At 71.3% G+C, this 12,769-nt stretch carries 10 protein-coding genes; 9 read left to right on the top strand and 1 reads right to left on the bottom strand.

What is annotated here, in order from left to right; all coding sequences use genetic code 11:
* Positions 1 to 506 precede the first annotated feature (506 nt).
* Positions 507 to 1,370, bottom strand: coding sequence for a (2Fe-2S)-binding protein (locus QFZ67_RS03575; protein ID WP_307659614.1), 864 nt, complete (start codon positions 1,368 to 1,370; stop codon positions 507 to 509).
* Positions 1,371 to 1,513: 143 nt separating this feature from the next.
* On the opposite strand from QFZ67_RS03575, the gene QFZ67_RS03570 reads away from it, so the two are divergent.
* From QFZ67_RS03570 to QFZ67_RS03530, 9 genes are all read left to right on the top strand, one after another.
* The gene (locus tag QFZ67_RS03570; RefSeq protein ID WP_307659613.1) at positions 1,514 to 2,533 is read left to right on the top strand and encodes an iron ABC transporter permease; all 1,020 of its coding nucleotides are present in this window, start codon (positions 1,514 to 1,516) and stop codon (positions 2,531 to 2,533) included.
* On the top strand, positions 2,530 to 3,594 hold the full coding sequence (locus QFZ67_RS03565; protein WP_307659612.1) for an iron chelate uptake ABC transporter family permease subunit: 1,065 nt from the start codon (positions 2,530 to 2,532) through the stop codon (positions 3,592 to 3,594). The genes QFZ67_RS03570 and QFZ67_RS03565 overlap by 4 nt, the downstream gene beginning before the upstream one ends.
* Entirely contained in the window at positions 3,591 to 4,412 is an 822-nt protein-coding gene (locus tag QFZ67_RS03560) for an ABC transporter ATP-binding protein (protein ID WP_307659611.1), read from the top strand. Before QFZ67_RS03565 ends, QFZ67_RS03560 begins: the two co-directional genes overlap by 4 nt.
* A gap of 47 nt (positions 4,413 to 4,459) precedes the next feature.
* Positions 4,460 to 5,479, top strand: coding sequence for an ABC transporter substrate-binding protein (locus QFZ67_RS03555; protein WP_307659610.1), 1,020 nt, complete (start codon positions 4,460 to 4,462; stop codon positions 5,477 to 5,479).
* 86 nt (positions 5,480 to 5,565) lie between these two features.
* The gene (locus tag QFZ67_RS03550) at positions 5,566 to 6,756 is read left to right on the top strand and encodes an acetyl-CoA carboxylase biotin carboxylase subunit family protein (RefSeq protein ID WP_307659609.1); all 1,191 of its coding nucleotides are present in this window, start codon (positions 5,566 to 5,568) and stop codon (positions 6,754 to 6,756) included.
* Complete coding sequence (locus tag QFZ67_RS03545; protein WP_307659608.1) at positions 6,753 to 8,525, top strand: IucA/IucC family siderophore biosynthesis protein; 1,773 nt, start codon at positions 6,753 to 6,755, stop codon at positions 8,523 to 8,525. Before QFZ67_RS03550 ends, QFZ67_RS03545 begins: the two co-directional genes overlap by 4 nt.
* A gap of 6 nt (positions 8,526 to 8,531) precedes the next feature.
* Positions 8,532 to 9,779 (top strand): MFS transporter, encoded by a 1,248-nt coding sequence (locus tag QFZ67_RS03540; RefSeq protein WP_307659607.1) that lies wholly within the window; start codon positions 8,532 to 8,534, stop codon positions 9,777 to 9,779.
* Positions 9,779 to 11,545 carry an IucA/IucC family siderophore biosynthesis protein gene (locus tag QFZ67_RS03535; RefSeq protein WP_307659606.1) on the top strand — a complete coding sequence of 589 codons (1,767 nt, stop codon included), beginning with the start codon at positions 9,779 to 9,781 and terminating at the stop codon, positions 11,543 to 11,545. The genes QFZ67_RS03540 and QFZ67_RS03535 overlap by 1 nt, the downstream gene beginning before the upstream one ends.
* Positions 11,545 to 12,753, top strand: coding sequence for a type III PLP-dependent enzyme (locus QFZ67_RS03530; RefSeq protein WP_307659605.1), 1,209 nt, complete (start codon positions 11,545 to 11,547; stop codon positions 12,751 to 12,753). The genes QFZ67_RS03535 and QFZ67_RS03530 overlap by 1 nt, the downstream gene beginning before the upstream one ends.
* The last annotated feature ends 16 nt before the right edge of the window (positions 12,754 to 12,769 follow it).

Raw genomic sequence — 12,769 nt, 5'->3', positions numbered from 1 at the left:
CACATGAGTTGCGATGCGAAGGAGTGGAGCGGTGCGACGATTCCCGGGCACTACACGTCAGTTAATCGAGGGTTGCATTACCCCTCTCTCAACACCTGTCTCCCCTGTGAGAACGGACAGCTCCACCGAAGGCCCCGCATTAACACCCGTGAAGAAACAGTGAATTCGAACGCGCTTCGGGGATCTCTTTTCAGAATCACCAACTATGCATATGCCGCCTGATCTTGAGGCCGGCCGTCCGCCCTCTGGGCGAGGTCGCGCTGCCCCGAAGCGCCGGGCCGGGGGGCGGGGCCTACGAGAGAAATACTGCGCGGCCAGACTGCGGACGAGGTCCTTGGTCAGGCGTCCACGGAGTTTGGCGTCACCGGCCTCTGATCGGCTGTAGACGTGAATGATCCGGAGCCGTTCCCCATGTACGGAGGCCGACTGGTCCAATTCCTCGCGGAGGATGGCTGAACGCGGGTCACGGTTGACCGGCGACGACACCTGCGACAATGAGCCGACGGCTATGCGGGCGTGTCGCCCTCCAGCCGGCGCAGCCGCTCGGCGTCGCAGGTCCGCGGGCAGGTGATGCACGCCTCGGCAGGCCGGATCGTGTAGTAGAGGCAGCAGCCGAGTCGGGTACGGGTCGGGTACGACTGTCCGTCGCGGCCCGCCAGCTGCCGGAAGTCGGCGCCGCCGGGGAACGGCGGGATGGGGCCGGGCAGCAGCTCCCCGGCTGACCGCATCGCCTGTTCCTCCTGCCCGAGCGTGCGGCCGAGGTACCAGATGCCGGAGATCAGGTCGTCGCCGACCATGCCCCACAACGCCCGGGGTCCGCGCCGCAGTTGCGGGCCGATCGCGGCCAGCAGCGACCGTACGTGGTCGGCGACCACGGCGCGCAGCTCGGCGCGCAGCGCCTCCTCGTGCTCCAGCACCCGCACCCCGGGGAGCCGGGCCGCCGGGTCGTCGGGCAGGCAGGCGAAGCTGCCGGGGACGACCTCGAACGCTCCGGTCACCAGGTCGATCCGTACGTCCCGCGGGCGAATCCGCGGCACGCGCCGCTCCAGATACCAGGCGCCGCTCATCAGCAGGCAGATGGACCAGAGGTAGTTGTGCAGCGCGCGGGATGCGGCGACGTCCGGACGGGCGGTGTGCTCGTAACGATCCAGGATGCGCGCGGCCTCGGCGTCGATGAAGGCGTCGAGCGGTTCTGCACAGTCCGCCAGCTCCGCGCCGTCGACCCAGCCTTGGGCCACCCCCGATCCGGGGGCGGCCACCTCTATGTGCAGCGACTCGCAGTGCACGAAGAGGCGCCGGTAGGTCGCGGCGAGCAGAGCGGAGGCGCTCACGGCGGGTCCGACCACCGGAAAAGCCGGGGCCAGAGTCATCGACACTCCTTAACCACATCGGACAGGGGTACGGGAAGGCAAGGCTCACCTTACCTATGTGGATCAGGTCTGCAATCAAGCGCATCCCGCGGCGCGGCGCCAGGTTGACAAGCTTAGGTATAGCTAACCTAAGCTTGTCGATCGTGTCCAAAAACGAGCCGGTCACCCTCCCAAGTGGCCCATCCGCACGGCGGATCCCCCTACTCCTCGCCGGTCTCGGCGCGTTGACGCTGTGTGCCGCTCTGAGCCTTGCCCTGGGTGCCCGATCGGTGCCGCTGTCCACCGTGGTCGACGCCCTCTTCAGCGACGGGCACGGCAGGGACGCCATCGTGGTCACCGGCCTCCGGCTGCCGCGTACCGTCGTCGGTCTGGCGGTCGGCGCCGCGCTCGGAGTCGCCGGGGCCGTCGCCCAGGGCATCACCCGCAATCCGCTCGCCTCGCCGACCACTCTCGGCATCAACGCGGGCGCGGGCTTCGCCGTAGTCGTCGCGATCTATGCGCTCCATCTCACCCGCCCCGTCGAATACTTGTGGTTCGCGTTCGCAGGAGCAGCGGCCGCGGCGCTGTTCGCCCAGGCACTCGCCCGGCGCTCCGGTGACCTGGACCCGGTACGGCTCGCGCTCGGCGGCACCGTGCTCCAGCTCGTTCTCATGTCCTGGACCTCGGCCGTCATGCTCGCCAGCAAACGGACGCTGGACGAGGCCCGCTTCTGGCTGGCCGGTTCGCTGGCCGGACGCACCCTCGACGTGCTCTGGCCGGTGCTGCCGACGCTCGTCATCGGTCTGGTTCTCGCGCTCGCCATTACTCCCGCGCTCAACGCCCTGTCCCTGGGCGACGATTCGGCCCAGGCGCTGGGCGTGCCGGTGGCGCGGATCCGGCTGCTCGGCGGTCTCTCGGTGGTGCTGCTCGCGGGTTCGGCGGTCGCCGTGGCGGGACCCGTCGCGTTCATCGGCCTGGCCGCACCGCACCTGGTCCGCCTCGTCCTCGGCTCCGACCATCGTCTGCTGGTGCCCGGCTGCCTGGTGGCGGGACCGCTGCTGTTGCTCGCCGCCGACGTCCTCGGCCGGCTCGTCGTACGCCCGTCCGAGCTGGAGGTCGGCATCGTCAGCGCCTTCCTCGGCGCACCGCTGCTGGCGGTCCTGGCCCGGAAGGTGGCCCGATGACCGACACCGTACGGACCGTGAAGGCCGCCGAATCGGTGTCGCCCGCCAGTGCGCGGACCAGGCAGCTGCGCCGCATCCTGCTGCTCGGCGGCTGCGCCCTGATCGTGCTCTTCGTGCTCGTCACCGTCTCCGTGACCACCGGCCAGATGCCGATGGCGCCGTCCGTCGCGCTGCGCGGGCTGTTCGGGTTCGGCGACCCCGCCGACGTGCTGGTCGTGCAGGAGTTCCGTGCGCCGCGGATGGTCGCCGCTCTCATCGCCGGAGCCGGTCTCGCCGTGGCGGGTTCCATGCTGCAGCGACTGTTCCGCAACCCGCTCGCCTCCCCGGATGTCATGGGCGTGACCGGCGGCGCCTCCTTCGGCGCGGTGGTGCTGCTGGCCACCGGTGTCTCCGCGTCCCTCATCCCGGTGGCCGCGCTGGGCGGCGGCATGCTCGCCGCACTGCTGCTCGGGGTCTTCGCCTGGCGCTCCGGACTCGCCGTCACCCGACTGGTGCTCGTGGGTCTCGCCGTACAGGCCGGGCTGGCCGCCGCCGTGAACCTCATGGTGGTGCGCTTCCCCGCCGAGCTGGCCAACTCCGCGCTGCAGTGGACCACCGGCTCGCTGTACGGACGGACCTGGATCGAGGTCTGGGCCGCGGGCGGTGCGGTGGCTCTGGCCCTGGCCTGCGCCTTCGCCCTGCACCGGCGGCTGGCCGTGCTGGACCTGGGCGATGACTCCGCGGGCGCACTGGGCCTGATCCCGTCCGCTGCCCGGCTCCAACTCCTCGTGACCGCCATCGCGCTGGCCTCGCTGGCCGCCGCGCTGACCGGCCCTGTCGCCTTCGTGGCGCTCGCCGTGCCCCACGTCGTGCGCTTCCTCGCGGGGCCGCCGACGGCCGGGACCCTGGCGCTCACCGGGCTGGCCGGTGCCGTACTGCTACTCGCCTCCGACCTGGTGGTGCAGCACCTGCTCCCGGTGAGCGGACTGCCGGTCGGGGTGGTCACCGCCACGCTCGGCGCCCCCTGGCTACTGGTGCTGATGATCCGTCAGAGCCGCCCCGTCAACAGGAGTCTCGGATGACCGCCCAGCAGCTGAACCAGCTGTCCACCCACGGACTCGACCTGCGCTACGGCGACCGGCTCGTGGTCGGCGGCCTCGACCTGGTGCTGCCCGGCGGCGCCGTCACCGCCATCGTCGGCCCCAACGCCTGCGGGAAGTCGACCCTGTTGCGCGGCCTCACCCGGCTGCTGGCCCCGTCGGAAGGCACCGTCGCGCTCGACGGCGCTGACATCCACCGGATGACGGCCCGCTCCCTCGCCCGCCGGATGGGACTGCTGCCGCAGCAGCCCGTCACGCCCGACGCCATCTCCGTCGAGGCGCTGGTCCGTCTCGGCCGCTACCCCCACCAGCGGCTGCTCAGCGCCTGGTCGGCCACCGACCAGGCGGCCGTCGAGGAAGCCCTGCGTCGCACCGGTACCACGCAGCTGCGCGATCAGCCGGTGGACCAGCTCTCCGGCGGGCAGCGGCAGCGCGCGTGGATCGCCCTGGCCCTCGCTCAGGACACCGACCTGCTGCTGCTCGACGAGCCCACCACCTTCCTCGATCTCCGGCACCAGCTCGACGTACTCGACCTGGTCGCCGAGCTGCACGCCGAGGCCGGGCGCACCGTGGTGATGGTGCTGCACGACCTTGGACAGGCTGCCCGGTACGCCGACCACCTCGTGGTCCTCAAGGACGGGCAGTTGGCCGCGGCCGGAGCACCGGCCGAGGTACTCGACGCGGAGCTCGTCAAGTCCGTGTTCGACGTCGAATGCCGGGTGATCCCCGACCCGGAGACCGGCACCCCGCTGGTCGTCCCCCGAGGCAGAGGGGCCCGGCAAACCGCCGTCCCCGCCTGATCGCGCATTACCCCAACTCCCGCTCACAGCAAGGACACCGAACCCTCATGACCACCAGCTCCCCCCTGCACGGAATCAGCCGGCTCATCGCCGCGCTGCTCGCCGTCGTTCTCGGCACCGCCGCGCTCGCGGCCTGCGGCGGCGAGAAGTCGTCCGCCACGGACGACAAGGCCAAGGCCGGCGCGGACTCCGCCGCCTTCCCGCGCACCATCAAGCACGCGATGGGCAGTACCCCGATTCCCACCCAGCCCAAGCGCGTCATCGTTCTCGACACCGGTGAACTGGACGATGTCACCCTGCTCGGCATCAAGCCGGTCGGTGCGGTCTCCCCGCACATGAAGACCGAGGGCGGCTTCCCGAACTACCTCAAGGGCAAGATCGACGGCGTCAAGGACGTCGGCCCGATGGAGGAGCCGAACCTTGAGCTGATCGCTTCCCTCAAGCCCGACCTGATCCTTTCCTCCAAGGTCCGGCACGAGAAGGTCTACGACAAGCTCAAGGGCATCGCCCCGACCGTCTTCACCGAGACCACCGGCGCGCCGTGGAAGGAGAACCTGAAGGTTCACGCCGAGGCCCTGGGTCTGGAGAAGCAGGCCGCGGGCGCGCTGAAGAGCTACGAGGCCCGCGCCAATGCCCTCGGTGAGGCCATCAAGAAGAAGTACGCAGGGAAGATGCCGTCTGCTTCGGTCGTCCGCTTCGTCGCAGGGCCGACCCGCCTGTACCAGAAGTCCGCGTACAGCGGCATCGTGCTGAACGACATCGGCCTCGTACGCCCCGCGTCGCAGAACTCCGCCGACCCCAAGACGACCATGCTGGACGTCAGCCCGGAGCAGATCGACAAGGCCGAGGCCGACCTGATCTTCGTCACCGTCGCCGACTCCCCGGAGAAGACCCAGCAGAAGGACGTCACGTCCAACCCGGTCTGGAAGGACCTGAAGGCCGTCAAGGACAACAAGGTCTTCACCGTGCCGGACGAGACCTGGATGTCCGGTATCGGCGTCCAGGCCGCCGGGAACATGCTCGCCGACGTGGCCAAGGCTACCGGCGTAGAGCTCCCCAAGAGCTGATCCGCAGCGGGGGCGGACCGCCGCCCGGCCCGCCCCCGCCCTGCTCGCCGTCCCCGCAACTCTTCGCTCGGAAGGGGCCTTTGCCCATGCGGCTCTACCTGCTCGCCCTCAACCCCACCGACTCGGTCACCGAAGGCTTCCTCCCCGCCGCCGCTCGGCTCGGCCTCGACGTCACCGTGCTCACCGACCAGCCCGAGGCCCACCGGCGCGTCTACCCGGACATCGAAATCCTGGAGTGCGACGTACGCGACTTCCGCACCGTCATCACTCGGATCGCGACCCACCACACCGCCGACGCGGTCTTCACCAACAGCGACCACCTGCAGACCCAGACAGCCCTGGCCGCCGACTACTTCGGCCTCCCCGCCAAGAACTGGCAGGCCGCACTGCGCGCCAAGGACAAGGCGCACATGCGGCGCCACCTTGCCGCCGCGGGCGCCGACACCGTGTGGTCCACCGAACTCACGGCCGGCCAGGACCCGGGCTCGCTCATCGCCCTCGACGTGCCGTACCCCTGCGTCCTCAAGCCGCGCGAGGGTGTGGCCAGTGAGGACGTCGTCCTGGTCGACGGCCCCGAGGACCTCGTGGTGCGCTGCAAGGAGATTCAGGCGCGGCGGCCGCAGACCGCGCTGGTCGTCGAGGAATACCTCGCCGGCGAGCTCTACACGCTGGAGACGCTCGGTGACGGCCGCATCCGCCATGTGCTGGGCGGGTTCCACACCAAGCTGTCCCCGCCCCCGTACTTCATCGAGGAGCGCCTCACCTTCGTCCCCGCGCATCCGGAGCCGATTGTCGAGCAGGTGCTGGCGCAGCTCGACGCGCTCGGAGTCGGGTTCGGCGCCTGCCACACCGAGTTCGTGGTGCACGACGGCCGCGCCCGCATCATCGAGGTGAACTACCGCGCCATCGGCGACCAGTGCGATCTGCTGCTGGCGCAGCTGCTGGACATTCCGCTCTTCGAGCACATCCTCCGTACGCATCTGGGCGAGCCGCTGCCCGCGGACCTCGGGGCGCGCACCGACGGCCGGGCCCTGCTCGAATACCCCTGCGCCGACCGAGCCGGGACGCTCAGCGTCGCCCCTGGCGCAGCCGATCTGACGGTGGACGGCGTCACGTTGACGTACCGACCGCTGCGCGAGGTCGGCGAACGGCACGAGCTGTACGGCACGAACCGCGACTACGTCGGCATCGTTCGGGCCACCGGCACTGGCCAGGAGACGGTGGACCGGGTCGTGGCCGACTTCCTTGCCGCGCAGCGCTGGGAGATCGCCCCGTGACGGCGACAACCACAGCCCTCGACACCGAGACGGACGACCTGCTGCTGCGCGTGCTCAGCGCGCTGCTGCGCGAGGACGTCGTGGGCCTGCGCACGCGCAGCACACAGGTCGAGCGGCCCGACGGGCCGTGGCTGCGCCTGGACACCGGAGACGGCGACGCACTGCTGATGCCGGTTCGCGAAGACGGATTCCAGTGCGAGTCCGCCGCACGGCTGCCCCTGCTGGAGCGGGAGTCCGACGGGGCCGAACTGACCAGCCCGGACGAGGCCCTGGCTGCGCTGAGCGCCCTCGCCGACCCCGCCGACCTCGGCGGCTTCGACGCCTTCGCCGGGGAATGCAGGCAGACCCTGGCCACCATGCGGCTGCACGCCGAGTCGCACGACGAGGTCACCGCCCGGCTCACCGCCAGATACGGGACCGACCCCGCCGACTGGACCGGTCTCGGCGGCGCCCTGGCGCACGACACCCTCGCAGCCCACCTCGACCACCCGGTCTACCCGACCGCGCGCGGCCGCTCCGGCCTCACCGGGGACCAACTGCGCTCGTACGCACCCGAGTTCCACCCGCGCTTCGCGCTGCGCTGGCTCGCCCTGCCTCGGGAAGCGGTCACCATGCACCGCCCGGACGGCGACGCGGAACTGTTCGGCCTGTGGCCCTCGCCCGCTGTGATCGGGCTGCCGGAACTCGACGGCAGCCACATCGCCTTCCCCGTCCACCCGCTGACTCTCGGGGCACCACTGCGGGACGCGCTGCGTGCCACCGGCCTCGAGGACCGCGCGGTCCTGTCCGACCGACCGTACCTGGAGGCCGTACCGACCCTGTCGATGCGGACCGTGGCTCTCGCCTCGGACCCGGCCCTCCACCTCAAACTGCCGCTGGCCACCGCCACCCTGGGCCTTCGCAACCGCCGAACCATCAAGCCCGGAACGCTGGTCGACGGTGCGGCGGGCCAACGCCTGCTGGAGACGGTGATCGCCCGCGAGCCCCGCTTCCGGGGCACCGTGCTGCACGCCGACGAGAGCCGCTTCGCGCACGCCGGACACGAACTCCTCGCCGCACTCTGCCGCCGCTACCCGGCGGGTCTCGACGATGCCGTCGTCGTGCCGATGGCCGCGCTGCTGAGCCGGGCACCCGGTGGCCGGCTGCTGATCGACCATCTCGCCGACCGCTTCTACGGCGGCGACCCGGCCGCTCTCCTCGACGCCGCCCTCACTCTGCTCTTCGACTGGCAGACCGCGCTCTTCGGCTATGGCATCGCGCTGGAGTCCCACCAGCAGAACATCTCGCTGGTGCTGGACGGGCACGCGGGCAACCCGCGCATCCGGCTGCTGCTGAAGGACAACGACGGGCCGCGCATCAACGCCGCCCGACTGCGCGAGACCCTCGGCGCGGACGCCCCGGACCCGGCCGAGTTCGACGACTCCCGCATCTTCGGTGAGAGCGACCGGCCGGTCGCCGACCTGTTCACCACCATCACCGTCCACCTGTGCGCGGGCGCGTACGCCTTCGGGCTCGCCCGGCACGGCCGCGCCCCGCTGGACCGGCTGCTGCGGCTCGTACGGGACCGGCTCACCGAGGCCGTCGAGCGCCTGGGCACGGGCCCGGGCGAGCCCGGCGCCGTACTGCAGGCGTACGTGTTGGACGCGGACCGGCTGCCGGTGAAGGCAATGGTCACCGCGGGCACTCTCCTCACCAAGGAGCGCTCGGGCGCGGCCGACATCAACAAGCACTACACCACCGGTCCCAACTACCTGCTGCGGGGAGCGTGACCGGCGATGACCACCGCAACGTCCGAGGCCCGGCTGGCGGGTAACAGCGCTGGCAGCAGGCCGGAGTTCGGCCGCCGCCAGGTGCACGCTGTGGCCGCCTGCTACTTCGTGGCGTCCTTCGCCGCCCTGGGCCTGCCCCCGTACCTCACCGCGATCCTGCCGGAGCTCGGCGACAAGACCGCTCAGTGGGCGGGACTGCTGTACATCGTCCCCACCGTCTTCGGCGGACTCGGAGCACCACTGTGGGGCCGGATCGCCGACCGCTTCGGCCGCAAGCGGCTGCTGCTGCGCGCGCAACTGGGCCTCGCCGTCTCCTTCCTGCTCGCCGGGTGGGCGGACTCCCTCGCCACCTTCACAGCGGCGCTGGTGCTGCAGGGCATCCTCGGCGGTACGTTCGCCGCGTCCAACGGCTATCTGGCCGCCGCGCTGGAAGGGCCCGGCCTGTCCAAAGCGCTCACCCTCATGCAGGGCAGCGCCCGGGCAGCACTCGTCTTCGCCCCGATCGTCGTCGGCTCACTGTCGCCGTGGCTGTCGCCGCACCGCCAGTACGCGCTGCTCGCCGTACTGCCGCTGGCTGCGGCCGTGATGCTCACCGCGCTCCCGGAGCCACGTACGGCACCTGCGCCCGACAAGACGGTCCCCGAGGAACCGGAGTCCCCTGAGCCGCAGGCCGCAGCCCCGGCCACCCCCTTGAACGCGCTCTACGCCTTCGAGTTCGCCTTCGTCTTCTCCACGGTCATCTCCTTCCCGTATCTGATCTCCCTGATCGAGGACCGAATACCGGGCATCTCCCCAGTCGCGTCCGGCATGCTCTTCGCCCTGCCGCACCTCTCCTACCTGGTGTTCGCGATGCAGGTGCACAAGGCATTCCAGAGCCGCCCGCGGCTCGGGATCGCGCTCGGCTTCGGCTTCATCGCACTCGGCCTGGCCGGGCACGGCGTCGCCCACTCGCTCGCCGCCTTCATCGCCGTGCGCCTCCTGCTCGGCGCCGGCCTCACCCTCGGCCTCGTCTGTCTGTCCATGCTGGCCGCCGACTGCGCCAAGGGCCGCCCGCCCGGCGGGATGTTCGGCTCGCTGGAGTTCGTATCCAAGGCCGGGGCAGTCGCCGCCGGCGTGGCCGCCGCGGCAGGCAACAGCTTCTTCGGCCCCGCCGCGCCCGTGCTGACGGGCACCGCTGTCGCCCTGGCGACCGTCCTGGCCGCCGCCCTTCCCGCCCTGTTCCGCCGCTCACCCCGCATCCGCTGGAGCCGTTGATGTCACTGCCCACCGGCACTGCCCCTGCCCATTCCTCCGCCCCCACCGGGCTGCCCACGGCCGACCTGGCTGTGGCGCACACCCTCCTCAACTGCCTCCTCCGGGAGGTGTCCGGTCCCGAGCACCAGACCGCCGTCGACGACGGCCACCTGCTGCTGCGCCTGCCGCGCCGTGGGGTGCTGCTCCGGGTTGCGCTGCGTCGTACGTCCCTGCTCGGCGCACACCGGTTCACCGGGCCGGTGACCGAGCACCGCGACGGGGGCGGGGACTGGGCCGAGGTGGGCTGGATGCGCCTCGCCGAGTACACACACGCCGAGCTGTCGCTCCGTACGGGCGTCAGCAACGAGGAGTTCCTGGAGCAGATCGTCTCCAGCTACCAGGGGGTCTGTGCCGCTCTGGCCGCACGGCCCGGGGCCCCCTCCCCGGAACCGTTGGACGACTGCCTAACCACCTACCTCGAATCCGAGCAGTCGCTGCTGCTCGGCCACCGCTTCCATCCCACCCCCAAGGCCCGCAGCGGCGACCCGGCTTCTTGGTCCGCGTACGCGCCCGAGGCCGGTGCCGTCTTCCCGCTGCGCTGCCTGGCCGTACGCGAGCACCTCATCGCCGAGGAGAGCGCCGAGCCGGGCGCGGCCGCGCCGCTCGACCGGCTGCACCCGGTGCCCGAGGGCTACCGGCTGCTGCCCGCACACCCCTGGCAGTACGAACTGCTGCACGAACACCCTGAGCTGCGTGCCGCCCTGGAGCGCGGCGACATCCTCGACCTGGGGACCGGTTCCGCGCCCTTCGCCGCCACCGCTTCCGTACGGACCCTCTACGACGGCGACATCTTCCTGAAGTTCAGCCTCAACGTCCGCATCACCAACTGCCTCCGGAAAAACTCCAGTTACGAGCTGTCCGGCGCGGTCGCCCTCACCCGCGTCCTCGAACCGGTCCTCACCGACCTGGCCGCCCGTTTCCCCGGCAGCGCCATGCTCCGCGAGCCGGCTTACCGCAGCCTGGCCCTGCCAGGGCCGGACGGCCGCCCCGACCTCGCACTGCTCGAAGGTTTCGGCGTGATCGTCCGCGAGGGCCTGTCGCACCGGCTGCTGCCGGGCACGACCCCGCTGCTCGCGGGCGCCGTCGCCGACGAGTACCCCACCGGCCCCGGCCACATTTCCCGGCTGCTGGACGGCGCGGGCCCGCAGACCGCCCTGGACTGGTGGCGGGCCTACCTGAAGCTGCTCCTTCCGCCCGTCCTCGCCGCGTACTTCGACCACGGCCTGGTGCTGGAGCCACACCTTCAGAACGTCCTCGTCTGCGTCGACGGCGACGGCATGCCGGCCCAGGTTCTCTTCCGCGACCTGGAGGGCACCAAGCTCGTCCCCGAGTACCACGCCGACACCCTGGCCGCTCTGCCCGCCGAAGTCGCGGGCCCGATGACGTACGACGCGCAGCGAGGCTGGGACCGGGTCGTCTACTGCCTGCTGATCAACCACGTCGCCGAGATGCTCGCCGCCCTCGCCGACCTGTACCCGGAGACCGAGGCGCCGCTGTGGGGCGAGGTCCGCGCCACGATCCAGGCGTACGCCGACGAGCACGGCTGCCCGCCGCGGCTCAGCGCCCTGCTGGCAGGCGTACCGCTGCCCGCCAAGGCGAACCTGCTCACCCGCTGGGAGCGGAAGGCCGACCGCGAGGCCGGCTACGTCCGCCTCCCCTCCCCGTTTCCGCTCGCCGAACACGTGCTGACCGAAGCCGCCCGCAACGACGACTCCTGGAGCGCCTGATGACTGCGCTGGTGCGCGACCGCGCCCTCACCCTCGCCTCGGACGAGCTGCCGGCATACCTGTACGACCTGTCTGCGCTGCGCGACCACTCGGCCGCCGTACGGGCAGCACTCCCCCCGCGGGTGGAGCTGTACTACGCCGCCAAGGCAAACCCGGAGCCGGAGATCCTGGCGGCGCTCGGCCCGTATGTGGACGGCTACGAGGTCTCCTCGGGCGGCGAGTTGGCCCACGTCGGCAAAGCCGCGCCCGGCCGCCCGCTGGCCTTCGGCGGCCCGGGCAAGACACCGGCCGAAATCGCGGCCGCACTCGAACTGGGCGTGGAGCGCTTCCATGTGGAGAGCGAATACGAACTCCACATGCTGGCCGGCCTGGCCACCCGCATGGCCCCGGATGCGCGCATTGCCGTCCTGCTCCGCTTCAACCTCCCCCTGTCCGCCGGCTCGCTGGAGGGCAGTTCCCTGGCGATGGGGGGCCGGCCGACCCCGTTCGGCCTCGACCCGTCCCAGGCGGACGACGTGGTCCGCCTCCTCACCGACGGCACGTACCCGCAGTTGGAGCTGCGCGGCATCCACGCCCACCTGGCCAGCGGCCTGGACGCCCCGGAACAGCTCGCGGTGGCCGAGTCGATCGTGACCTGGTCGCTTGCGCTGGCCGCGCGCCACGGGATCCCTCTCGCCGAGGTGAACGTCGGCGGCGGCATGACGGTCGACTACGCCGCCCCGGACTCCCGCTTCGACTGGGCGACGTACGGCGCGGGCCTCGGCCGCCTCACCGACGCCCACCCCGACCTTGTGCTCCGTATCGAACCGGGCCGCGCCCTCACCGCGTATTGCGGCTGGTATGCCACGGAGGTGCTGGACGTGAAGCACAGCCACGGCGAGGAGTTCGCGGTGGTGCGGGGTGGCACCCACCATCTCCGCACCCCGGCGACGAAGGGCCACGACCAGCCCTGCACGGTGCTTCCGGCGCGGCAGCCCTGGCCCCACCCCTGGCCGCGCTCCGTGGCGCAACAGGACCGGGTCACCTTCACCGGTCAGCTGTGCACCCCCAAGGACGTCCTCTCCCGTCAGGTCCCGGCGGCGGGCCTACGGGCGGGGGACCGCGTGGTGTTCGCACTGACGGGCGCGTACGCGTGGAACATCTCCCACCACGACTTCCTCATGCACCCCCGGCCGGGCTTCCACTTCTTGGGGATGCACGACGACTGAGGCGAGGCGCGTGGTG

Source organism: Streptomyces sp. V1I1, assembly GCF_030817355.1.
Lineage (GTDB): Bacteria > Actinomycetota > Actinomycetes > Streptomycetales > Streptomycetaceae > Streptomyces.
Note: the sequence above shows the minus strand (reverse complement) of the source record. Positions and strands in the feature narration are given on the sequence as shown.